This window comes from Caballeronia sp. A2-2, assembly GCF_057612605.2.
Genome location: NZ_JBVFIR010000005.1, coordinates 93,645 through 117,341, shown reverse-complemented (window position 1 = coordinate 117,341; position 23,697 = coordinate 93,645). Strand labels below are relative to the sequence as shown.

The 23,697-nt window shown below is 63.6% G+C and carries 21 protein-coding genes; 15 read left to right on the top strand and 6 right to left on the bottom strand.

The features are described 5' to 3' along the window. Positions 1-71: 71 nt before the first annotated feature. From ACZCWR_RS34665 to ACZCWR_RS34650, 4 genes are all read left to right on the top strand, one after another. Positions 72-551 carry a DUF3331 domain-containing protein gene (locus ACZCWR_RS34665; protein WP_487307055.1) on the top strand — a complete coding sequence of 160 codons (480 nt, stop codon included), beginning with the start codon at positions 72-74 and terminating at the stop codon, positions 549-551. A 31-nt stretch (positions 552-582) separates the two neighbouring features. Continuing rightward, positions 583-1,599, top strand: a complete 1,017-nt coding sequence (locus ACZCWR_RS34660) for an aldo/keto reductase (RefSeq protein WP_487307054.1) — start codon at positions 583-585, stop codon at positions 1,597-1,599. Between the two features lie 10 nt (positions 1,600-1,609). Then, positions 1,610-2,029, top strand: coding sequence for an SRPBCC family protein (locus ACZCWR_RS34655; protein WP_487307053.1), 420 nt, complete (start codon positions 1,610-1,612; stop codon positions 2,027-2,029). 168 nt (positions 2,030-2,197) lie between these two features. Beyond that, on the top strand, positions 2,198-2,815 hold the full coding sequence (locus ACZCWR_RS34650; protein WP_487307052.1) for a response regulator transcription factor: 618 nt from the start codon (positions 2,198-2,200) through the stop codon (positions 2,813-2,815). Here ACZCWR_RS34650 and ACZCWR_RS34645 read toward each other — a convergent pair. From ACZCWR_RS34645 to ACZCWR_RS34635, 3 genes are all read right to left on the bottom strand, one after another. Next, complete coding sequence (locus ACZCWR_RS34645; RefSeq protein ID WP_487307051.1) at positions 2,812-3,990, bottom strand: ATP-binding protein; 1,179 nt, start codon at positions 3,988-3,990, stop codon at positions 2,812-2,814. The genes ACZCWR_RS34650 and ACZCWR_RS34645 overlap by 4 nt on opposite strands. A gap of 173 nt (positions 3,991-4,163) precedes the next feature. Continuing rightward, on the bottom strand, positions 4,164-4,427 hold the full coding sequence (locus ACZCWR_RS34640) for a hypothetical protein (protein ID WP_487307050.1): 264 nt from the start codon (positions 4,425-4,427) through the stop codon (positions 4,164-4,166). A gap of 16 nt (positions 4,428-4,443) precedes the next feature. Continuing rightward, positions 4,444-4,785, bottom strand: coding sequence for a BON domain-containing protein (locus ACZCWR_RS34635; RefSeq protein WP_487307049.1), 342 nt, complete (start codon positions 4,783-4,785; stop codon positions 4,444-4,446). A gap of 237 nt (positions 4,786-5,022) precedes the next feature. On the opposite strand from ACZCWR_RS34635, the gene ACZCWR_RS34630 reads away from it, so the two are divergent. From ACZCWR_RS34630 to ACZCWR_RS34595, 8 genes are all read left to right on the top strand, one after another. After that, positions 5,023-7,140, top strand: coding sequence for an FUSC family protein (locus tag ACZCWR_RS34630; protein ID WP_487307048.1), 2,118 nt, complete (start codon positions 5,023-5,025; stop codon positions 7,138-7,140). Further along, positions 7,137-8,612, top strand: coding sequence for an efflux transporter outer membrane subunit (locus ACZCWR_RS34625; RefSeq protein WP_487307047.1), 1,476 nt, complete (start codon positions 7,137-7,139; stop codon positions 8,610-8,612). Before ACZCWR_RS34630 ends, ACZCWR_RS34625 begins: the two co-directional genes overlap by 4 nt. Further along, positions 8,599-8,805, top strand: a complete 207-nt coding sequence (locus tag ACZCWR_RS34620) for a DUF1656 domain-containing protein (RefSeq protein ID WP_487307046.1) — start codon at positions 8,599-8,601, stop codon at positions 8,803-8,805. The genes ACZCWR_RS34625 and ACZCWR_RS34620 overlap by 14 nt, the downstream gene beginning before the upstream one ends. A 44-nt stretch (positions 8,806-8,849) precedes the next feature. Further along, positions 8,850-9,800: an HlyD family secretion protein gene (locus ACZCWR_RS34615; RefSeq protein ID WP_487307045.1), complete on the top strand. Its 951-nt coding sequence runs from the start codon at positions 8,850-8,852 to the stop codon at positions 9,798-9,800. A 98-nt stretch (positions 9,801-9,898) separates the two neighbouring features. Beyond that, positions 9,899-11,332 carry an aldehyde dehydrogenase family protein gene (locus tag ACZCWR_RS34610; RefSeq protein ID WP_487307098.1) on the top strand — a complete coding sequence of 478 codons (1,434 nt, stop codon included), beginning with the start codon at positions 9,899-9,901 and terminating at the stop codon, positions 11,330-11,332. Positions 11,333-11,382: 50 nt separating this feature from the next. Further along, positions 11,383-12,168, top strand: coding sequence for a type 1 glutamine amidotransferase domain-containing protein (locus ACZCWR_RS34605; RefSeq protein ID WP_487307044.1), 786 nt, complete (start codon positions 11,383-11,385; stop codon positions 12,166-12,168). Positions 12,169-12,398: 230 nt separating this feature from the next. Continuing rightward, positions 12,399-13,166, top strand: coding sequence for an enoyl-CoA hydratase/isomerase family protein (locus ACZCWR_RS34600; RefSeq protein WP_487307043.1), 768 nt, complete (start codon positions 12,399-12,401; stop codon positions 13,164-13,166). A gap of 58 nt (positions 13,167-13,224) precedes the next feature. Continuing rightward, positions 13,225-18,765: a trifunctional serine/threonine-protein kinase/ATP-binding protein/sensor histidine kinase gene (locus ACZCWR_RS34595; protein ID WP_487307042.1), complete on the top strand. Its 5,541-nt coding sequence runs from the start codon at positions 13,225-13,227 to the stop codon at positions 18,763-18,765. A gap of 10 nt (positions 18,766-18,775) precedes the next feature. Here ACZCWR_RS34595 and ACZCWR_RS34590 read toward each other — a convergent pair whose 3' ends face one another. Together ACZCWR_RS34590 and ACZCWR_RS34585 are read right to left on the bottom strand one after the other, a co-directional pair. After that, positions 18,776-19,882 (bottom strand): NADH:flavin oxidoreductase/NADH oxidase, encoded by a 1,107-nt coding sequence (locus ACZCWR_RS34590; RefSeq protein ID WP_487307041.1) that lies wholly within the window; start codon positions 19,880-19,882, stop codon positions 18,776-18,778. Between the two features lie 48 nt (positions 19,883-19,930). Then, positions 19,931-20,080: a hypothetical protein gene (locus tag ACZCWR_RS34585; protein ID WP_487307040.1), complete on the bottom strand. Its 150-nt coding sequence runs from the start codon at positions 20,078-20,080 to the stop codon at positions 19,931-19,933. A gap of 315 nt (positions 20,081-20,395) precedes the next feature. Between ACZCWR_RS34585 and ACZCWR_RS34580 the strand changes: the two genes are divergently transcribed. From ACZCWR_RS34580 to ACZCWR_RS34570, 3 genes are all read left to right on the top strand, one after another. Beyond that, the gene (locus ACZCWR_RS34580) at positions 20,396-20,524 is read left to right on the top strand and encodes a hypothetical protein (RefSeq protein ID WP_487307039.1); all 129 of its coding nucleotides are present in this window, start codon (positions 20,396-20,398) and stop codon (positions 20,522-20,524) included. A gap of 110 nt (positions 20,525-20,634) precedes the next feature. Next, positions 20,635-21,867, top strand: a complete 1,233-nt coding sequence (locus ACZCWR_RS34575) for an MFS transporter (RefSeq protein ID WP_487307038.1) — start codon at positions 20,635-20,637, stop codon at positions 21,865-21,867. Positions 21,868-21,895: 28 nt separating this feature from the next. Then, a complete protein-coding gene (locus tag ACZCWR_RS34570) occupies positions 21,896-23,359 on the top strand; it encodes a mechanosensitive ion channel domain-containing protein (protein WP_487307037.1) in 1,464 nt (487 codons plus the stop codon). Positions 23,360-23,372: 13 nt separating this feature from the next. Here ACZCWR_RS34570 and ACZCWR_RS34565 read toward each other — a convergent pair whose 3' ends face one another. Further along, positions 23,373-23,648: a hypothetical protein gene (locus ACZCWR_RS34565; RefSeq protein WP_487307036.1), complete on the bottom strand. Its 276-nt coding sequence runs from the start codon at positions 23,646-23,648 to the stop codon at positions 23,373-23,375. Between the last annotated feature and the right edge of the window lie 49 nt (positions 23,649-23,697).

The window sequence follows — 23,697 nt, the reverse complement described above, 5'->3', positions numbered from 1 at the left end:
TTTCATCGCTTGTCGGCTTTCCGGCGCGATGAGACGAACCACCGATGCCTTGATGCCGCAAGGAGGCGCAGATGCTGTCAGATGCGAAGTTGCCCGATCCGTGGTCGCGCACGATCACGCTTCTCTCCATGTCCGCCGACGCCGAGCCGCCGCCCGTCGAGCCGCCGTTCGAACGACCACGCCGCAGCGCGCGGACCATGCGCGCAGAGCACGGCCCCGCGCCATGCGAACTGCGCGTGAGCGTGGTGGACCGGCCGACCGCCATCACCGTGACGCTCGACTGGCGAGATCCCACCACATGCTGCTATCGCGATCAGCTCTGGATGGCGGCGCGGGCGCGCATGTCGGGCCGCTGCGCGATGAGCGGCGAGGCGATCGCCCCCGGCGACGAGATCTTCCGGCCGCGTCCGTCGCGCCCGGTGCCACGCAACGTCGCGGCGATGATTCTGGCCTCCGCCGTCAACGCCTGCGCGCCGTTCGTGGTGCCGCCGACCGTGACCACGGTCAAGACGTTCGTCGGCCAGAACACCTTTCATTTGATGCAGGTCTAGCGGTTCCATTCATCGTCCAAAGGAGTCATCCATGAGTATCAGAAGCAGCCTGCTCAACGGGCCGCTGGGCTTCGGCTCGGCGCCGCTCGGCAACATGTTCCGCAACATTCCGGAAGACGAAGCGCTGAATACCGTCGAAGCCGCGTGGAACGACGGCGTGCGTTACTTCGACACCGCGCCTTTCTACGGTGCGGGCCTGGCGGAATTGCGCGTGGGCGAAGTGCTGTCGCGGCATCCGCGCGACGAGTTCATGTTGAGCACGAAGGTTGGCCGCATCATCTCGGACGAAGTGGAAACCGGCAGCCGCGATTTCGGCGAAAAGGGCGGCTTGTTCGAGTTCGGACGGCCGAACAAGATCGTCTACGACTACTCGGCAAGCGGCGCGCTCAAGTCGATCGACGACAGTCTCAAGCGCCTCAAAACAGACCGGCTGGATTTTGTCTGGGTTCACGACATCGCACAGGATTTTCATGGCGATGCATGGCTCGCGCAGTTCGAGATCGCGCGGACCGGTGCATTCCGGGCACTCGCGCGGCTAATGGACGAAGGCACGATCAAGGGCTGGGGCCTCGGCGTGAACCGCGTCGAGCCGATCGAACTCACGCTCGGTCTGTCGGAGGCGAAACCGAACGGCATGCTGTTGGCCGGACGTTATTCGCTGCTGGATCATGAAACCGCACTGCAACGCCTGATGCCCGCCGCCGCAGAGAAGAAGGTCGATATCGTGATCGGCGGTCCGTATAGCAGCGGCGTGCTCGCAGGCGGCAGCCATTTCGAGTATCAGGCGGCGTCGCCTGAGATTCTCGCGAAGGTGGAGAAGATCAAGGCGCTGGCGCAGCGGCACGGCATTCCGATCAAGGCCGCGGCGTTGCAGTTCGTGCTGGCGCATCCGGCGGCCGGCGCGGTCATTCCGGGCGCGAGCAAACCCGAGCGCATCGCCGAAGACGTGGCCGCGCTGAAGGTGAAGGTGCCCGCCGAATTCTGGCGCGAGTTGCGCGAGCAAAAACTCGTGTCGCCGCTCGCGCCGTTGCCCATCGATTCGAAATAAGGAGGACGCCGTGGCCGAAGCATCCGCCAGTATCGATATTCCGTTGCCGCCCGATCAGGTGTGGACACTGATCGGCGGCTTCGGCTCCTTGCCTGACTGGCTGCCGTATATCCCGAAAAGTGAACTGACCGAGGGTGGCCGCGTGCGCCATCTGAGCAATCCCGAGGGCGAGACCATTGTCGAGCGTCTGATTCATTTCGACGAAGCCGCGCGCACCTACAGCTACGCGATCCTGAAGGCGCCGTTTCCCGTGACCGGCTACGTCTCCACGCTGAGCGTGGAAGGCGCGGGCGATTCGAGTCATGTGGAATGGTGCGGCAGCTTCACGCCCGACGGCGTCAGCGACGACGACGCGAGCCGCCTTTTCAAAGGCATTTACGAAGACGGACTGAAAGCGCTCGCCGCCAGTCTCGAACACCGCAAGCGATGAATTGTTCGTACGTAATTTCAACGATTGCAGGCCGTAAAACACATAAGGGCATTGAAATGGCGACAAAAATCATAGGCGGCTATAGTAGAGACGCACCCTTCACAGGACGAAACGGTGGACGCCAATCAGTCTGGACTACACAGGACCGCGGTTCCGACAGTGTTCGTCGTGGACGACGACGAACACGTGCGTGAATCGTTGCGTCAACTGTTGGGTTCAGCGGGTTTGAATGCCAGCATGTTCTCCCACGGCGAAGCGCTGATCGAAGCGCTTCAGAGCGGCAACGCGGCGGGTCCGGCGTGCATCGTTCTCGATGTCCGTCTGCGGGGCTTGAGCGGCCTCATGGTGCAAAAGGAACTCGCGCGCCGGGGCATCTGGCATCCGGTCATATTCATCAGCGGGTATGGCGATATCGTCATGACGGTGAAAGCCATGAAGGCGGGCGCGGTGGACTTTCTCACCAAGCCGCTGCGCGATCAGGATTTGCTCGATGCCGTGGCGGAAGCCGTCAACAAGGACCGCGAACGTCTGGCGGATACCTCCGCGCTGCAGGATCTTCAGGAGCGCTGGCTCGAACTCACGCCGCGCCAGAAACAGGTCATGAACCGTTGCGCCAGCGGCATGGCCGCGCGCCAGATCGCGGACGAACTCGGCGTGAGCGAAATCACCGTGCGCGTATATCGCGGCGAGGGCATGAAGCGGCTGGGCGTCGGTACGGTCGCCGAATGGCGCGGCAAGGCGCGGTTGCTCGGAATGCCGGTCGATGAATCGGTCGGGCCGGTTTAATCGCGTGCGTGTCCCAGATCGAATGAAAATCGCGCGCCGTTCGGGCTGACGTTTTCGGTCCATATGGTGCCGCCGTGCGCCTCCACGATTCGCTTGCAAATCGACAATCCCATGCCCATTCCTTGCGGCTTGGTGGTGAAGAACGGGCGGAACAGTTCGTCGCGGCAGGCGGCCGTCACGCCGGGACCGGAATCCGCGATGGAGATGGTCACGGCGTCGTCGTCGGGACGGGAGGTGATATCGATGATGCGCGCGCGCCCGTTTATATCGTTCATCGCTTCGAGCGCATTGGCGATGAGGTTCTCCACCACCTGTTGAATCTGCGCGCGATTGCCGAGGATCGGATGGCCGTTGGTCATGCCGGCGAAGGTGACCGCCGCACCGAACCGGTCGATGCACGGATGCGAGCGCTGCACGACTTCGCGGATGGCAGCGTGAACATCGAAGTGTTCGAACGGAATATTCGCCTGCCGGTTGAGCGTGCGCAGCCGTTCGATGATCGCCTTCACGCGCACCGCGCAGCTTTGCACGCTTTCCAGACTGACGATGGCTTCGTCGAGATTCGGCCTATCTCGTTCGAGCCATCGCAAGGCTGCGCCCGATGATGCATCGATCGCACTGAGCGGCTGACTCAGTTCATGGATGATGGACGCGACCAGTTCCCCAATGGCCGTGATCCGGTCTGCATGGGCGCGCTGGCATTCCGCGATATCGGGCTGCGGACTATTCAAGTTCGCGTGCGCCAGTAAGTGGGCCATCTGCGGCGCGATCGCGTCGAGCCGTGCGCGCGTGCTGCGCGAAAAAGCCTTGTCCAGCGCGTCGTGCTTCAGATAAAACACGGCAATCGGGCGTTGGTCGTAAAGGAGCGGGAAGCAGTATGCCGAACGCGGCGAATGCAGCGGCATATCGGACGACGCAGGCAGCCGGGCACTATCGCGCGATGCATGGATCGTGACAGGCCGCCCGTGACGCGCGACGGCAAGAACCAGCGCTTCCTGTTCGATGGCCGCACTCGTCGTCACCACGATTTCCCGAACGCCGTATGCGTGCGCGCACGGGACGAGCGCGCCGTCGAGCACACGCGTCAACTGCGCGTGCGTCGCGCCGCTCGTCGCCAGCGTGACGCGCATCACGGCATCGACCTGCGCTGCAAGCGTGCTGTGATCGCCCGGCATATCGCGCCAATCCCCGGTAGCTGAACGAACGGAGCGGCGCACCGGACTTCGCAATGGCATCGGCGCGCCGCGCTTATATCAGACCAGTCATGTTCGAGCGGTCGTGGAACGATGATAAACAAAGTCCACGGCTGCCGCAGAGGAGCGCAATCACGCGCGGTCGAAAAACCGCATCAGTGATGCAGGAAAGTCGAGCGGTCGGACCACGATGACGCGCGATAACCGGACGCCGTATCCGTCGCGCCCACGCCGCCGACATCGCGCGCTTCCGCTTCCCGCCGCTCGGCGCGTTCGACTGCGAGCGCATGCCAGCTCGGCCCGTCCTGCGAGGCTGGCGAACCCGTGTCGGGCCGATAAAAAGGCGCGGGCCCGTAGCCGCTCGCGAAGGCGGGCGAGACGGCGCATACCGCGATGACAGCCATGAAGATTCGTTTCACGATTCGCTCACTCGTATCAATGACCGGCTTCGCGGACACGCAGATTGTTGGCGACATCCGTCACGCCCGAAACCTTGGACGTGGTGGCGGCGGCAAGCTGGATTTGCCCGTCATCGGGGGCATCGCCGTCGAGCGTGACATCGCCGCCGCGCGCGACGATCACGATGCCCGACGAATCCAGATGTTTCACGGACGTCAGCGCGTGGCGTACCTTGATTTCGAGCTGATGGTTCTGCTTTCTCGCCACTTTCCTGGCCGACGGCGCGGTGCTGTCGGTCTGCGCGTAGGACGCTGTCGCCACGCCGGACAACAGGCCAACCACGAACACGGCGACGATACGGTTCTTGCGTGAAATCATTGCGACTCTCCTTGAAGATGGACACGAGAAGGCAGGATGTGCCCGGAGTCTAGGTCCATGAAAAGCGAGGGTCTTTTCGAATCGAACGTTTTTTGAAGACACGCGTTTTCACGCGCGATGCACATCCGCAAGCCGCCGTGCGTTATGAAAAGAAGCTGCATGGGACCCCGAAGTAATATGAGCCGCGACGGCCCGCGATGGCGACGGGTCGAGGCCAACCGGTCGGGGTCCACAGACATGCTCACCTTCCTGCAGGACCTGCGGCAAGAACTGATCGTCTATCGCAACGACGAGCGTCCGCGCGTGCGGCATGCAGCGAAGTCCGCGCTGGCGGTCGTGCTCGCCATGCTGATCTGCATGCGGCTGGAGCTGCGTTCGCCGGGCACGTCGATGGTGTCCGCCGTGATCGTCACCATCGCTCAGCAGAGCGGCATGACCATCGCGCGCGCGTTCTATCGCACCATCGGCATTTGCTGTGGCGCGCTCGCGGGCTTCGCGCTCATCGCTCTGTTCGCGCAGGCGCCGCTGTTCTTTCTCGCGGGACTGGCGCTGTGGGTGGGGTTTTGCGTCGCAGGATCGTCGTACTACAAGAACTTCCAGTCCTACGGATTCGTGCTGTCGGGTTATGCGGCGTGCATCACTGCCGTTCCGGAGTGGGCGAACCCGTACGACATCACCGACAACATCATTTATACCGTCAGCGAAGTGGTGATCGGCGTGGCGGCGGGCAGTCTCGTCAGCGCGCTGGTGTTTCCGCAGAAGGTCGTGCCTGCGCTACAGACGTGGCGCGCGAATGCGCTTGCGTCGTTGCTATCGGCGTATCGCGCGGCGGCGCTCGATACGCCGCCCGACGACAGCACCGACTTCTATCTGAAGCTCGTTCGTGACGATGCGGCGCTCGAAGACCTGCGCACCGCCGCGGTGTTCGAGGAACCGGAGATGCGCCTGCGCAACGATGCGCTAGTCGAACTGGAGCGCACGTATCTGGATTCGATCGCGCGCGTGCATGCAATTTATCGTGCGCGCCGGATCGCCGCGCAAGCCGGTGTCGATGCCGCGACGCGCGCAAGGCTCGAAGCGCTATTTGGCCGGCTCGCCGCCATGGCGCAACAGGAAGCGGACGATGAGCTTTACGACCGTCTGCATGCAGCCGAAGCCGCTTTGCCCGAATTCGTGGAAGCGCAGGTCCGCGCGGAAGAAGACAGCGGCACGCATGCCGAACTGGTGCAGATGACCGGCGCGGAAGTCTATTCCGCCGCGTCTTCCATGCTCGAGTTCTGCGGCGCATGCAGGCTCATGCTCGACCCGCCAGCGGTTCCGTTCACACAACCGATCGTGCAGACCATTCGCTTCATGCGCAGCGTGCCGATCCGTTCGAGCGGCATCACCGCGCTGGTGTCGGGGCTGCGGGCGACGCTGGCGGTCGCGCTCGTCGGTGCATTCTGGATCGCGTCGGGCTGGACGAACGGCTCGGCCGCCGTCGTCGCCGCAGGCATCACGAGCGGCTTTTTCTCGCTGAGTCCAACGCCCGCCATGTCGAGCTGGCAGGCGTTCATCGGCTGTCTGTTCGCGGGGATCGTCGGCTTCTGCGTCAATTTCATGCTGATGCCGGTGCTGGGCGATGTCGCGTTATTCGCGCTCGTCATTGCGGGCGTGATCTTCGCGGGCAGCTATGTGAATTCCTTTGCGCAGTACGTCGGACTGGGCGCGATCTTCAATATCTATTTTTGCTATGTGCTGACGCCGGGGAACGTCGCGGTCTATGACCCGCCGTATCTGCTCGACCGAAGTTTCGCCTTGCTCACGGGCATTGCGGCGTCGGCGTGCGCGTTCTCGCTGCTGTTGCCGCGCGAGGGCGAATGGCTCATCCGCAAATTGAAGGCGCGCATCCGCGATCTTTCGATGGATGCCGCAAGCGGCGAAACCGATGCCGATCTCTCCGTGCAGATCGGCCGCGCCATCCGCGATTCGATCGTGCGAATCGTGACGGTGCCGGGCGTGTCGAAGGAAGAACGCGACCGCACGACGACATGGGCGTTCGGCCAGTTCTGGATTGCCAGCGCGCTGCTTCAGATCAGAAAACTCAGCGCGGAGTACGCAGCCGCGTTGCCGCCCGCATGGCGCGACATCGAACGCGAATGGCTGCATGCGATGGAATCCGTCGCCCGTTCGTCCGAAGCACATTCTGTCGCGCACGCGGCAGGGGCCACCGGCCGCTGTCTGAACGTGCTGAAGGCCGCCAAGCCGGCCGATTCACGCGCACTGTTCCAGCTTCGCGCACAACTCTATTCGCTGCGTGCCGCGTTGAGCGACCGTCTGCCGGCCGCATCCCAAGCCGAAGTGGCGATGTCATGAGCGCGTGTGCATCGCGGCTCGCGACTTGGGCGGCGGCTTTGCTGCTGGCGGGTTGCATCAGCGGAAAGGGGATCGACCCGGAAGCGTCGGCCGTCGATCCCGCGATGCTCGATGCCGGCGCGGCGTTGCGACAGACCGCGCACGATGCCGCGTGGCCCGCAGGCGAATGGTGGCGCGCATGGCGCGATCCGCAACTCGACGGCCTGATCGCGCATGCGCTGGCCGGCAGTCCAACGCTTGCGATCGTGCGCTCGCGCGTGACGGCGGCGATCTGGCGCGCCCGCGCCTTGCACGCCGACGAACTGCCGCAGGTCGACGGCAGCGGCGCATTCGCGCGCAGCCGATTTCCGCGCTACGCGACGCCATCGCCGCCAGGCGGGACCACCGTCTGGGACAACTCGGCGGCGCTCTCGCTTTCCTTCGATCTCGATCTCTGGGGCAAGAACCGCGCGCTGACCGAAGGCGCGCTCGACAACGTGCAGGCCGCCGCCGCCGATGCCCAGTTCGCCCGCGTCGAACTTGCCACCGGGGTTGCGCGCACCTACGCGCAACTGGCGCTGCAAACCATGCTGCTGGATATTTTCACGTCCATCAACGCGGAGGAGCGGCGCAATCTGGAGATCACGACGGCGCGCCGCCGAGCGGGCATCAGCGGGGATATCGACGCGAGCCAGGCGAAGACGCAATACGAAGCGGGACTCACGGACATCTCCCGCGCGCAGTACGAGATAGCGGTGGCGCGCCTGCAGATCGCCACGCTCGTGGGCGAAGGGCCGGGTTTCGGCGATACGTTGAGCCGGCCTTCGCTGCCGGTGGATGTGAGCATTGCGCTGCCATCGTCGTTGCCGGCGGAACTGGTCGGGCATCGCGCGGATGTCGTCGCGCAACGCTGGCGCGCGGCGGCGGCGGCGAAAAAGGTCGGCGCGGCGCATGCCGATTTCTATCCGAACATCAATCTCGTGGCGAGCGCTTCGCTGGCGTCGCTGACACCGTTCGGCGGCTTCTTCAACTTCGTCAATAGCGATGCAGCGGGCCACAGCGTGGGCATCGCCGGATCGTTGCCGATCTTCGACGCAGGACGGCGGCGCGGCAATTACGGCGTCGCCATGGCCGAATACGACGACGCCGTGCTCGGCTACAACGCCGCCGTGCTGACGGCCATGCAGGACGTCGCGCAGGCCGTCACGCTGGCGCAGTCCTTGCAAACGCGCCAGCAGTCCGTGCAGGCGGCGCTGGCATCGGCGCAGCGTGCGTATGAGCTGGCCAATCGCGGCTATCGCGGCGGCATCACCGAATATCTGGATGTGCTGGTGGCGCAGAAGGTCATGTTGCAACAGGAGAGCGAACTCGCCGTCCTTCGTGCGCAGCGTGCCGATACCTGGGTGCTGCTGATGCGCGATCTCGGCGGCGGCGCGGACGTGAACCCGCTGCCCGCGAACCTGACCTCCGGGGATGACCATGCCGCCCGTTGAGATCGACCTGTTCGGATTCTTCGCGCCCGCGCTGCTGCTCGTGCTGGCGGCGAGCGTGGCCGCATTCGTGTTCATCGATCTGTTGCTGGCGCGGATCGATGTGTACCGCTTCGCGTGGCATCCCGGATTGTTCAGGGCGGCGTTGTTCGTCGCGCTGTTCTGCGGCGCATCGCTCGCCGTATATCGCGCGTGAGGCGGGCCTGTGAAAAAGGACTATTTCGAGCCAGCGGGGCGCAGATGAACAAGCAGTTTGTCATTCGGATCACCGTGACGCTGGTGGCGCTGTTGGTGGCCATCGCGCTCATGCATCTCATCTGGTTGCGCTACATGTATTCGCCGTGGACGCGCGATGGCCGCGTGCGCGCGAACGTCATCAATCTCGCGACCGATGTATCGGGGCTCGTCAAGGAGGTGCGCGTGAAGGACAACCAGTGGGTGCGCCGGGGCGACGTGCTCTACGTGCTCGATCCCGACCGTTTTCGCTATGCCGTCGATCAGGCCGATGCCGATGTCGCCCGGGCGCAGGCGCAACTGGCGCAGGCCGATTCGCTGATGCGCGCCAGCCGCTTCGAAGCGAAGATGCGCCGCGATCAGGCATCGCGCCGCGAAAAGCTCTCGGGCGATGTGGTGTCCGAGGAACTGCGTTCGGATTTCGCGTGGCAGGCGCGCCAGTCTCAATCCGCAACCGATGCCGCGCAGGCCGGCTATCTCGCCGCGCAGGCGAGCCTCAAGGCCGCGCTGGTGCGTCAGGAAACGGCGCGTCTGGACAGCACGCGCAGCGAAGTGCGCGCACCGACCGATGGCTGGATCACCAACCTCAATCTCTGGCCGGGCGATTTCGCGAGCGCGGGCATCGCGCGCATGGCGATGATCGATGCGAATTCGTTCTGGGTGTACGGCTATTTCGAGGAGACGAAAGTGCAGGGCGTGCACGTCGGCGACCGCGCGCATGTGCGGCTGCTCGGCGGCGATATCGATCTCGGCGGGCATGTGGACAGCATCGCGAGTGGGATCGTGGATCGCGACAATCCGACCGGCTCCGGCGAACTGCTTGCGAACGTCGATCCTATTTTCACCTGGGTGCGGCTCGCGCAGCGCGTGCCGGTGCGCATTCATCTGGATGGCGTGCCGAAGAACATTCATCTGGCGATGGGCATGACCTGCACGATCACGCTGACGCCACGATAAAGGGCATGCGTGGCTTTCGGATAAATGCAGGCTTTACGAAAAGACGGCGCATGACCGTCCGCTTACGCTTCGATACGCATTTCAGGAGAGAAACCGACATGTTGCAAAAGAGCTATCCCTACTATCTGGCGAACGAGGCCGTTCACGCGAACACGGACCTGGCCGTCACCGATAAATTCAGCGGTGAAATCGCCACGCGCGTGGCATTGGCCGATGCCGCCGCGATCGATCAGGCGATCGGTTTTGCCGTGAAGGCCATGCCCGCCATGACCGCGCTCACGCCGTATCAACGTCAGGACGTGCTCGAACATTGCGTGAAGCGCTTTCGCGAGCGTTTCGACGAACTGGCGATGGCGCTGTGCATCGAGGCAGGCAAGCCGATCAAGGACGCGCGCGGCGAAGTCACGCGCCTGATCGACACGTTCAAGGTGGCGGCGGAGGAGTCGGTGCGCATCGGCGGGGAGATTTTGAATCTGGAGATTTCCCCGCGCGCGAAGGGTTATCACGGCTATGTGAAGCGCGTGCCGATCGGGCCGTGTTCGTTCATCTCGCCGTTCAACTTTCCGCTCAATCTCACCGCGCACAAGGTAGCGCCTGCGCTGGCGGCGGGTGTGCCGTTCGTGCTCAAGCCGGCGAGCCGCACGCCGGTCGGCGCGCTCATCATCGGCGATGTGCTGGCGGAAACGGATCTGCCCAAGGGCGCGTTTTCGGTGCTGCCCGCGCATCGGGACGGCGCGGATCTGTTCACCACGGACGAGCGTTTCAAGCTGTTGTCCTTCACCGGATCACCGGTCGTCGGCTGGGATTTGAAGGCGCGCGCGGGTAAGAAAAAGGTCGTGCTGGAACTCGGCGGCAACGCGGCCGTGATCGTCGATGGCGATCAGGCGGACAAGCTCGACTACGTGACCGAGCGCATCGCGTTCGGCGCGTTCTATCAGTCGGGGCAGAGTTGCATCGGCGTGCAGCGTATTCTGGTGCATGCGTCCGTGTACGACGCGCTTCGTGAAAAGCTCATCGCCAAGACCAGATCGCTGCCGATGGGCGATCCCAAGGACGAGAAGACATTCGTCGGACCGATGATCTCGGAATCCGAATCGAAGCGGCTGTCGGGATGGATGGACAGCGCCGTGCAGGCGGGCGCGAAGATCGTCGCGGGTGGCCGCGTGGACGGCGCGATGTTCGAGGCCACGCTGCTCGAAAACGTCGGGCGCGAAACCGATCTGTATCGCAAGGAGGCGTTCGGGCCTATCGCGATCCTGGAGAAGTTCGACGATTTCACGAAGGCGCTCGCGATCGTCAACGACAGCGATTTCGGCCTGCAGGCGGGCATTTTCACGGATTCGCTCGCGCACGCGCATCAGGCGTGGGACGCGCTCGATGTGGGCGGCGTGGTCATCAACGATGTATCGTCGTTTCGCGTGGACAACATGCCGTATGGCGGCGTGAAGGACTCGGGCATCGGACGCGAAGGTGTGCGCTACGCAATCGAGGACATGACCGAAATGCGGCTCATGGTCATGCGGCTTTCCTGAATTCTTGCGGCTTTCCCTACTCACGCCTCGACACGGGGCACGGAGGCACTATGAGCAAAGGTACGGTTCTGGTGATGGCGTCCGTCGCGGACACGCTGCAATTGCGCGATGGCAAGAGCGCGGCCATCGGCGTGTATCTGAATGAGATGATCGTGCCGTCCATGGCGCTGGTCGATGCGGGCTTCGATCTCGTGCTCGCCACGCCCACGGGCGGGCGCCCGGTGCTCGATCCGCAGTCGCAGGATGCCTCGCACTTCGGCGGCAGCGAGTCGGCGTTCAAAAAGGCCGTCGAATTTTTCGACACTTATCCGGCGATGAAAACCCCCGTCACCTTGCACAGTCTGGTCGAAGGCGGCCTGGACCGGTTCGCCGCGGTCTTCGTTCCGGGCGGCCATGCGCCGGTGGTGGATTTATCCCAGAACGAAGATGCGGGCGCGATTCTTCGTCACTTCCACGAAGCGGGCAAGCCGACGGCGTTGTTGTGTCACGGTCCCATCACGCTAATTTCGGCGGTGCCGGAGATGAAGGCATTCCGCGCCGCGCTGGAAAAGGACGACATGGCGTCGGCGAAATCGTCGAACGGCGGCTGGCCTTATGCGGGCTACGAAATGACGATATTTTCCGACGACGAAGAAAAGTACGCGGAAGAACATCTGCTGCACGGCAAGATGAAGTTCTACCCCGTGGAGGCGCTCAAGGCGGCGGGCGGCGTGCTGACGAGCAACAAGAAGCCGTTCGACCCGCACGTCACGCGCGACCGCGAACTCATCACGGGACAGAATCCGAGTTCGGATCACCCGCTCGCCAAGGCGCTCATCGAGGCGCTGACCAAGTAAGCGATTCAATGCAATCAAGACGAGCGCGGTCCTTGCCTGACGCGCGAGGACCGTCGCCTCGCGGATTTCCCGCCCGCGCTTTACCAAACTTAACCTCAGTTAATCTGGAATCGCTTCCACGGTGTGCATAATTGAGAGAGCGTCTCGGATGGCTTCGCATGAACCGAACCCATGTTCGCGGCACGCGATGCCTCCGCCTGCACTCCCTCCGCTCCCAAAGGAACACGATCATGGTCAGGTTAGCGCCTCCGACACGGGATGATCTGTCAAATCTCGACGGCTTCCGGGTCGAGCACGACGACCACGCATCCCGCGTGGATATCGTGCTCGACCGGCCGGCGTTCAATGCAATCTCGATGCTGCAACGCGAGCAGCTTTCACGCGTGTTCGACGCGCTGGATCACGATCCGGCGGTACGTGTGGTCGTCTTGCGCGCCGAGGGCGAACACTTTTGCAACGGCGATGAGACCGGCGCGCCGGAGGTGTCTGCGCAACAGGCGGCGCGGCTGGCGTGGCATCTGAACGCGCCATCGCGATGCAGCAAGCTGGTCATCGCGGCGAGCCGGGGCTATTGCTTCGGCGCGGGCTTCGAGTTGTCGCTGGCGTGCGACTTTCGCATCGCCACCGAAACCACGCTGTATGCGCTGCCGGCCCAGAAGCTGGGACAGGGCAACGGTGCGGCGCGTCTGCTCAGGACCGTGGGGATCGGCCGGGCGAAGGATATCGTCATGCGCTCGCGCTACATTCGCGGCGCGCAGGCGTATGAGTGGGGCTTGGCGACAGAGTTCGTCGTGGACAGCGATCTGGAAAGCGCAACCGACGCGCTCGTGCAGGAATTGCTCGGCTTCTCGGCGCTCACGCAGCGCACGGCCAAGAAGCTGCTGAACGACATGGATGGCGCGCCGTCCTCGTTCGGCATGGGATTCGAAGGGCATTCTCACGGGCATGCGTGGTGTGCATCCGGCGCGAGGAATGACGCCGCCTGCACCGGGAAATGAGCGGGCGCGCGTGGCCGCGAAATAACTTCTCTCAGGCCTTCGCCCGGGAGGCATTCACATGACGCCGTCGATCTCCCGTGCCGGAGCCACGGTCGTCGAACCCCTTCAGGCTGCATGGGAGGACGGCGCGTACCTCGTTTATCGGGGCCGGCGCCGCATCGGCGACGATGCCGCCGTGCCAGTGCTGATCGTCACGCCCGCGCAGGCGCATCCGCGCGACGATGTCATCGAGCGTCTCGCGCACGAACATTCGCTTGCGCACAAGTTGATCTGCACTTCTACCTTGCGGCCGCTGGATCTCTTGCGCGAACAGGGCCGCACGCTGCTCGTGCTCGAAGACTGGGAAGGCGAGCCGCTCGATTGCTTGCCTACGCCCTTCGATACCGGAGCGTTTCTCAGGCTCGCGGTGAATATCGCGTCCGCGCTGGGGCGGGTGCATGCGCAGGGGCTGGTGCATCGCGACATCAATTCGACGCATATTCTGGTGAACCGGACGAGCGGTGCGGTGCGCATCACCGGATTCGGCATTGCGTCGTCGCTCAGGCAGGAAAGGCAGGCGGCGGACGCGCCGGAATTCATCGCGGGCACGCTGGCTTACATGGCGCCCGAGCAGACGGGGCGCATGAACCGTTCGGTCGATTCACGCAGCGATCTCTACGCCCTCGGCGTGGCGTTCTATCGCATGCTGACGGGCGCGTTGCCGTTCGACGCCACCGACCCGATGGAACTGATGCACAGCCATATCGCACGGCAACCGCCCGCGCCGGCCGAGCGCGTGGCGAAGGTCCCGGCCACGGTCTCGGGAATCGTGATGAAGCTGCTCGCCAAGATGGCGGAGGAGCGTTACCAGACGGCGGGCGGCGTCGCGCACGATCTGCGCCAGTGCCTCGCGCGCTGGGACGCGCATGGGCGCATCGCGGAATTCGCGCTCGGACAGTTCGATCTTCCGGACACGCTGCTGCTGCCGGAAAAGCTCTACGGCCGTCGTGCCGAACTCGGCGCCTTGCTGGAAGCGTTCGATCGCGTGGCGGAAAGCGGGCGCGCGGAACTGGTGCTCGTGTCCGGCTATTCGGGTGTCGGCAAGTCGGCGGTGGTGAACGAACTGCACAAGGCGCTGCTGGCGCGGCGCGGACTGTTTCTCGCGGGCAAGTTCGATCAGATCAACCGTGGCATTCCGTACGCCACGCTCGCGAAGGCGTTTCAGACGGGCGTGCGTCTTTTGCTGGGCAAGAGCGAGAACGAACTGGATGCCTGGCGCGCCGCGTTGCGCGATGCGCTCGGACCGAACGGTTTGCTGATCGTCGATCTCGTGCCCGAACTCGTGACGGTGATCGGCGAACAGCCACCGGTTCCCGTGTTGCCCACGCAGGATGCGCAGCGGCGTTTTCATCGCGTGTTGCGGCGTTTCATCGGGGTGTTCGCGCGCGCGGAGCATCCGCTTGCCTTGTTCATCGACGATCTTCAATGGCTCGATCTCGCCACGCTCGATTTTTTGGAAGATCTGCTCACTCAGGGCGATGTCCCGCATCTGCTCGTGGTGGGCGCTTACCGTGACAACGAGATCGACGACGGGCATCCTTTGAGGCGAACGCTGACGAACGTGCGTGCGTCGGATGTCGCGGTGATGGACATCACGCTCGCGCCGCTCGGCGGCATGCATCTGGAAGAACTCGTCACCGATGCGTTGCATTGCACGGCGGCGAAGGCCGTGCCGCTCGCGCGCATGCTGCATCAGAAGACGGGCGGCAATCCTTTTTTCGTGCATCAGTTTCTGGCTTCGCTGAGCGATGAAGGCCTGCTCGTTTTCGATCATGTCAGCGGGCAATGGATGTGGGATCTCGAACGCATCAACGCGAAAGGCTATACGCAGAACGTAGTCGAACTGATGATCGCGAAGCTGTGCCGGCTGCCCGTTGATAGCCGCGCGGTGCTGGAGCATTTCGCATGCGTCGGCAATACGGCGCGGCTCGCGCTGCTGGAGATGATCTGCGAACAACCGGCGGCGCGCATCCGCGATGCACTCTCGCACGCGCTGCAGGCAGGGTTCATTTTGCGTGCGGGCAACACGTTCCGCTTTTTGCACGACCGTGTGCAGGAAGCGGCCTACGCGCTCATTCCCCAAGACGCGCGCGCCGCCACGCATTTGAAGATTGCGCGGCTCTTGCTGGCGAAAACGCCGCCCGAACAGCGCGAGGAAGTAATCTTCGAGATCGTCGGCCAGTTCAATCGCGCGAACATGCTGATCGTCACGCGCGAGGAGCGCGAACAGGTCGCCGCGTTGAACCTCGCGGCGGCGCGGCGGGCGAAGGAATCGGCGGCGTATGCATCGGCGGTTGCGTATCTTGCGGCGGGCAGGCTGTTGTTGACGGAGGACGACTGGCATCGCCATTACAAGTTGATCTTCGCGATCGAATTTCTTCTGGCCGAATGCGAAATGCTATGCACGCGCATGCAGGAAGCCGAGGCGCGTCTGTCGGAACTGGAACGGCGTGCCGCGACGAATCACCATGTCGCCATCGTCACGCGGCTGCGCATCACGCTTTATACGACGCTCGATCGCAGCGAGCGCAGCGTGGCAATCTGCCTGCGCTATCTCGAACGTGGCGGCACGCAATGGTCCGCGCATCCGGATCGTTCGACGGTCGCCACGGAGTACGAACGAATCGAGAGCCTGCTGAATGGCCGCCCGATCGAAGCGCTCATCGACCTGCCGCTGCTCGCCGACCCCGATGTGCAGGACACGCTCGACGTGCTGACGGAGATCGTCACGCCCGCTTTCTTCACAGACCCGAATCTCTGCGCGCTGGTGCTGTGCCGCATGGTCAATCTGAGTCTGGCGCACGGCAACAGCGATGCCTCGTGCTATGCCTATGTCTGGCTTGCGACCTACACGGGACCGTTCTTCGATCACTATGAAGCGGGTTACCGTTTCGGCTGCTTAGGGCTTGCGCTGGTCGAACAGCGCGGGCTGACGCGTTATCGGGCGCGCACGTTCACATCGTTCGGCAATATCGTGGTGCCGTGGGCCAGACACGTGCGGGAAGGGCGCGAGCCGATTCAACGCGCGTTCAAGCTGGCAAGCGAGAGTGGCGACATTACTTACACGCTGTATACGTGCTGCGATCTGATTCAGAATCACATCTCGGTGGGCGACACGCTCGACGACGTGCGCGCGGAAATCGATATCGCGCTGTCGATTTCGGAGCGCATTCGTTTCGGTCTCGTCAGCGACATGCTGATCACGTATCGCGGGCTGGTTCGCACGCTGTGCGGCATGACCGAACGCTTCGGCGCGTTCGACGACGATCAGTTCGACGAAGTTGCGTTCGTATCGCATTTCTCCGCTTCGCCCACGCTCGCGCTGCCCGCATTCGATTACTGGACGCGCAAGTTGCAGGCGCGCTATATCGCCGATGCCTTCAGCGAAGCGCTCGAAGCGAAGCGGCATGCCGAGCGTTTGTTATGGGTCGGCACGTCGCAGTTCGAAACGGCCGAGTTCCATTTCTACGGCGCGTTGAGTCATGCCGCGTGCTGGAACGATGCCGCGCCGGCCGAAGGCGTGATGCATGCCGAGGCGCTGGCCGTGCATCGGCGTCAACTGGATACATGGGCGCGTCATTGTCCGCAGAACTTCGAGAATCGCGCGGCGCTGGTGGGTGCCGAGATGGCGCGCTTGAATGGCGATATCGCGGAAGCGGAGCGGCTTTACGATCTTGCGATCCGCTCGTCGCGCGCGAACGGTTTCGTGCATAACGAAGCGATTGCCTGTCAGGCCGCCTCGCGTTTTTTCGCGCGGCGCGGTCTCACCGAAATCGCCGACATGTATCTGCGCAACGCCCGCGATGCCTTCATGCGATGGGGTGCGCGCGGCAAGGTCCGGCAGATCGACGAAGCCTCCGTGCAATTCTCGCGGCCCGCGGCAGAGCAGCGCGCCGCGAATGCGATCGAAACGCCGGTCGAGCATCTCGATCTGGTGACGGTGATCCGGCTTTCGCAAACCATTTCGAGCGAGATCATGCTCGACAATCTCATTCATACCGTCATGCGCACGGCCATCTCGCACGCGGGCGCGGAACGCGGTCTGCTGATCCTGCGCGACGATGCCGGCCTGCGAATCGAGGCGGAAGCCGCGACGGTGGCGGGCGTCATCTCGGTCGATCTGGATCGCGCGCCGCTGCGTTCCGCGCGCGTTCCGGTTTCGGTCGTGCAGTACGCGTTCAGGATGCGCGCGAACATCATCATCGACGATGCCTCGCGGCAGCACGACTTCTCCGCCGACCCCTATTTTGCAGGGCGCGGCGTGCGTTCGGTCGCGTGCATGCCGCTGGTGCATCGCGGTAAGCCCATCGCGCTGCTGTATCTGGAAAACAATCTGGTCTCGCACGTGTTCAATGCGAGCCGCGTCGCGGTGCTCAAGCTGCTGGCCTCGCAAGCGGCCACGGCGCTGGAAATATCGCATCTTTATCGCGATCTGGCCGAACGTGAAGCGCGCATTCGCCGGTTGGTCGATGCCAATATCGTCGGCGTGTTCATCTGGGATTTGCGCGGACCCATCTACGAAGCGAACGACGCGTTTTTGCGCATCATCGATTACACGCGCGACGATCTCGACGCCGGGCGTATCGACTGCATGCGGATCACGCCGGATGAGTGGCACGAACAGGACGTGCGCGCCATCGCGGAGTTGCGCAGGAATGGCGCGCTCAAGCCGATCGAGAAAGAGTACATTCGCGCGGACGGCAGCCGCGTGCCGGTGCTGCTCGGCGCGGCGCTGTTCGGCACGGCGAGCGAACAACTGGTGGCGTTCGTGGTCGATCTCACGGATCGCAAACGGGCCGAGGCCGTGGCGCGCGAAAGCGACCGGCGTTTTCACGAGATCGAACGCGAACTCGCGCATGCCAACCGCATTGCCACGCTCGGGCAATTGACTGCATCGATCAGTCATGAGATTCGGCAGCCGGTAGCGTCGGCGGTGTTCAATGCACAGGCCGCCATTCACTGGCTCGATGCGACGCCGCCGAATCGCGCGGAAGTGCAGGCGGCGCTGGAGCGCGTGGTGAACAATGGCACGCGCGCGAACGATGTGATTCGCCGTATCCGCGAACTCGTCAAGAAGACGCCCGCCCGGCACGAACGTCTGCTCGTCAACGATGCGGTGCAGGAAGTCGTCGCGCTGGTCCGTGGCGAGGCGGTGAAGCATCACGTCGAGATTCACGTCGCGCTCGATGCCAGCTTGCCGCAGGTGGAAGGTGATCGCGTGCAGTTGCAGCAGGTCATCATGAATCTGATGATGAACGCCGTCGAAGCGATGACGGAAACATCCGATGGCCCGCGCGCGTTGCGCATCCTGTCGCGCTGCGTCGGCAACGATGTGCTGATCGCGGTGAGCGACACGGGGCGCGGCATCGATCCGGCGAACGTGGAACAGCTTTTCGAGCCGTTCTATACGACCAAGGCGACCGGCATGGGCATGGGATTGTCGATCTGCCGCTCGATCGTCGATGCACACGGCGGCATCCTGCACGTGCGGCCGAATGAGCCGCGCGGCGCCAGCTTCGAGCTTCGATTGAGCGCCGCGACGAACACGCCCGCACGATAACGCTCACGCTTCATTCGCTTTCGAACAGATCCTTGAAGCGGCGCGGCTGCGAGCGCAGATAAGGATTCGGCGCGCGCACCCGTGCGCCGAGTTCCGCTGCCGCATGCCACGGCCAGCGCGGGTCGTAAAGGATAGTGCGCGCCAGCGCGATGCAATCGGCGTCGCCCGTGCCGACGATCGCTTCCGCCTGTTCGTAGCCGGTGATCAATCCGACTGCGACCACGGGTATATCGACCGCCTCTTTCACCGCGCGCGCGAGCGGAACCTGATAGTTCGGCCCGACCGGAATCTGCTGGTCGGGGTGCAGCCCGCCGCTGGTGACGTGAATCGCATCGCATCCGAGTTGTTCGGCAGCGCGCGCGAAGGCCACGGTTTCTTCGATATTCCATCCGCCTTCCACCCAGTCCGTCGCCGAGATGCGGATGGTCACGGCCTTTTGCGAGGGAAACGCTTCACGGACGGCCTGAAACACTTCGAGCGGATAACGCATGCGGTTTTCGAGCGAGCCGCCGTAGTGATCCTCACGCCGATTCGTCAACGGCGAGATGAACTGATGCAGCAGATAACCGTGCCCGACATGCAACTGAATCACATCGATGCCAATCCGATGCGCGCGTCGTGCCGCGTTCACGAAGGCATCGCGCACGCGAATCAGGCCCTCGCGATCCAGCGCGACGGGCGTGCAATAACCGTCCGTGTACGGCACAGCCGATGGCGCTTCGGTCTGCCAGCCGAACGGCGTGCCCGGTGCGAACTGAAAGGGCTGTTTCCACGGCACTTCGGTCGAAGCCTTGCGTCCCGCATGGCTCAATTGAATCCCGATGGGCATGTTCGAACAATGACGCACCGCGCGCAGGACGCGATGCATCGCGGCTTCGGTGGCATCGTCCCAGAGTCCGACATCGGCATGCGTGATGCGGCCTTCGGGCACCACGGCGGTGGCCTCGATCGTCAGCAGCGCCGCGCCCGACACTGCGAGACCGCCGAGATGGACCAGATGCCAGTCGTTCATGCAACCGTCGATGGCGGAGTACTGGCACATCGGCGCAATGATGATGCGATTGGCCAATTCCTGCCGGCCTATCCTGATCGGCGTGAAAAGCGCGGGCTTCGCCAAGATGTTCCCCTTTGCCTCAAAAAACGCAACTACCGGTCGATGACCGGTTCAACTGCCGAAATACGGCACGCAGAAGCCCGCTGGCCCCACGCAGTTTTCAGGCGCTTTCGACGATGAAGCATCGCCGGCGGGTTGGGCAAATGCGAGCGTCGTCGATACGAGCGAAAGAGATAACACCATCAGCCTGAGCGTTTTCATGCCGACCTCCACTTCAAAAAAAGCCCGCCCTTGAGCGGGCACGAAGGACAGAGTCGTGTCTGTCCGAGGAGACACGGCACGCCAAACCGTGAGCCGATAGTGACGCAGCGCTCCCGCGGATACTTCCCGGAACGCCGGGTTTTTCCCGTTTCGCCCTGACGCATGCGAAAAATCTCCGGCATGCGGCGCTGCGGCCATACCCGCGTATAGCGCCGATGAACCGCCGCATCGCGCAGATATGCCATGGCAGGATGGCGATGACCGTATGTGCTTGCCTACGCTTCATGCATGGTTTTTCTCACGGAGGACGCCATCATGAAGCCCGCTCTGCACAACTGGATTTTCGTCGGCAGCAACGCGTATATCGAGTACACGTTCGTATCGTGGCTCGGCAGAAGCGTTTATCGGCGCACGGTCGATTACCGAAGCATCTGTCTTCAGTGAGCGGATGTTTCGCTTTGCCGAATCGCGCGATTTTTCTGTTCGGTTCGCCCGCATCGCGACGCGCGCGACACCGCTAAGGTTGAGCATTCATACTCGACCGGGACCACGCCATGCACGAAAAGGCTTACGAGGCGCAGTGCCACGCCGTGCCCGTGCATTGCTCGAACGACGCGGAAGCGCGCCGGCGCGGACTCACGTTGTTCGCGCTGGCGCTGGGCAGTTTCTGCATCGGCACATCGGAGTTTGCGAGCATGGGCATTCTGCAATTGTTCGCAGCGAGCCTGCACTTGAGCATCGCGCAGGCGACCAATGCGATCACGGCTTACGCGTTCGGCGTGGTGACGGGCGCGCCGGTCGTCACGTTGATGGCGAGCCGGCTCAACCGGCGCACCTTGCTGCTCGCGTTGATCGCGCTGTTCATCGTCGGCAATCTGCTGTCGGCGGCGGCGATGAACCTCGGCATGTTCGCGGCGGCGCGCTTTGTCAGCGGACTGCCGCAGGGTGCGTATTTCGGCGCGGGCGCGGTGGTCGCGTCGTATGTCGTGGGCGAGGGCAAATCCGGTCAGGCCTTCGCAATGGTGATGACCGGCCTGACGGTTGCGACCATCGTCGGTTCGCCGCTCGCGACTGTTCTGGGCCAGCATCTCGGCTGGCGGCAGACTTATGTGGCGGTCGCGGTCATCGCCGCGTTCGCTTTGTTGGCATGCTGGCTCTGGCTTCCCCGCAACAATGCGCTGAACGGCGGCCCGCTCGGTCAGGAACTTGGCGCGTTGAGCCGGCCGCGCGTGTGGGCCACCATGGCGGTCGCCGCGCTCGGCGTGGCAAGTATCTTCGCGGTGTACACGTTTATCGGCCCATTCGTCACGGATGTCGCGTCGCTGGATCGCTCGCGCATTCCATTCGCGTTGGCGCTATTTGGCGTCGGCATGACGGTGGGCAATCTGATCGGCGGCAGGCTCGCGGACCGGTACGAGTCCGCGGGTCTCACGGCGGGTTTCGGCTGCGCGCTGATCGTGCTTGCGTTGCTCGCGGCTTTCGGCATGCACGAATGGCCGCTGATGCTGGCGCTTTTCGGCGTCGGCGCGACCATGATGACCGCCATTCCCACCATTCAGGTCCGTCTCACGCAGTTCGCGCCGGAATCTCCGACGCTGATGGGCGCGATGAATCTGGCCTCGCTGAACGTGGCGAACGCGCTTGGCGCATCGGCGGGCGGCGCGGCCATCGCGGCGGGATGGGGTTTGTTGTCGCCGGTGTGGGCGGGCTTCGCGCTGACCGCGGCCGGGCTCGCCGTGTTTCTGGCGACGGTGGCGCGCGTGCATCGAACCGTCGCGGTATCGTGACTCGACGCTGACATCGATCGGAGCGCGCGTGGACGATCCGCTGATCTTCGGTTTCGCGCTCGTCGCGCTGGATATCGCCGTCTGGTCCTGCGCGTTTCCGCGCAATGAAGTCGTGCGCTTGCTCATACGGCTTTGTCTTTATGGCGCGCTGAGTGCCGTGTTGTTCAGTTCGGGTCTCAGTCCTTTCTCGCAGGCGCCCCACGCAGATTCGCGCACGTTGCATCTGCTTGGCCAGACGCTTGAAATCGTCTGGTGGCTCAACGGCGCACGTCTGCTCAGCATGGTGCTCGATACCTTGCTGTTGCCGAAGACATGGCGCCGTCAACGGCTGTTCGAGGATGTATTCGGCGCGGTCGCGTTTTTGGCGGCGACGGTCGCATCGCTTGCGTTCGTGCTCGAATTGCCAGTGCGTGGACTTGTCGCGACCTCGGGTGCGCTCGCCATCGTGCTCGGTCTTGCCATTCAGAGCACGTTGAGCGATGTGTTCGCGGGCATCGTCATCAACAGCACGGAGCCGTATCAGGTCGGCAACTGGGTGGCGATAGACGGCGTGGAAGGCAAGGTGCTGGAGATGAACTGGCGCGCGACCAACCTGCTCACCGCATTGGGCGATGTCGTGATCGTGCCGAACGCGGTCGCGGCGAAGGCGAAGATCGTCAACAGCAGCAGGCCGGCGTCGCTGCATGGCGTGCGCATCACGCTCGAAGTGACGCCCGAGGCGCGCCCGAAGGTCGTGCTGGAAGCGCTCGACCGCGCGCTCAGGAGCGTGCGCGCCATTCTCGCGGACCCCGCGCCGAGCGCCACGGTCAAGAGCGTCACGCCGCTGTCGTTCCAGTACGAAGCCACGGCCTATGTCGATGACGGCGGCAAGAAGACCGAGGTCATCAACGAACTGTACGATCTGTGCTATCGCCATCTGGCGGCGGCGGGCGTGGATCTGCGCCCGCTCGATGGGCCCTCCGCGAAAAACGCGGCGGCGCTGCATGACGATGAGCGCGCGCGTTTGCTGCGACGTGTCGATCTGTTCGCCGCACTCACGCCGGAAGAACTCGCGCAGCTCGCGCCACGGCTCACGCGTCGCGAATACGAGGCCGATGAAACGCTGATCGCGCCCGGCGTCGTTCCGGATAATCTTTTCATCATCGATTCAGGTGTGTTGAGCGCGGTGGCCGGAGAGGGCGCGCTGGCGGTCGAAGCGGCCCGGCTCGGTCCGTGCGATGCCATCGGCGAGGCGGGGCTGCTTGCCGGCTTGCCCGCGCGCGTGAAGGTGACGGCGCTCACGCGAGCGGTCGTCTATCAACTGAGCAAGGACGATCTGACGCCCGTGCTGAAGGCAAACCCCGAGGTGGCGCGGCTCATGTGCAGGCTGCTGTCGCGTCGCGAGCATACGCTCGACAAGCTCGGCACGGCAACGCCGCCGAGGCAGGCGGATCATTCGGTGTTTCAGTGGTTGCTCGATGGGGTACGCCGATTGCATGACCTGAAGTTCTGACACGGGTTCGTTCTCAACGGTCATGCACTGCCTGAACCAGACAGTGCCATGCGCTCGTCCTGTCGCTTGCCTGTGTCTTCGTGCAATCGCAACGCGCGAGGCGAACCAGATGCCCATGCGCCGCTTCCTCGCCGGGCGCAAGCGCATCGTTGCGGGCGAGCGAACATGCCTGAATGCGACTGGCGCCATCGCCGTGATAGGTCTTGATCGTGTAGGCCCATGCGCTGTGACTCACGCAGACCAACGCCAGCCAGGCGCCCAGAACGCGCAGCGGTTCGTTTGCTGCCATGCTCGCCTCCGTCGATGTCCTCAGGATGCTAATCCAGCAAAGCAGTCAC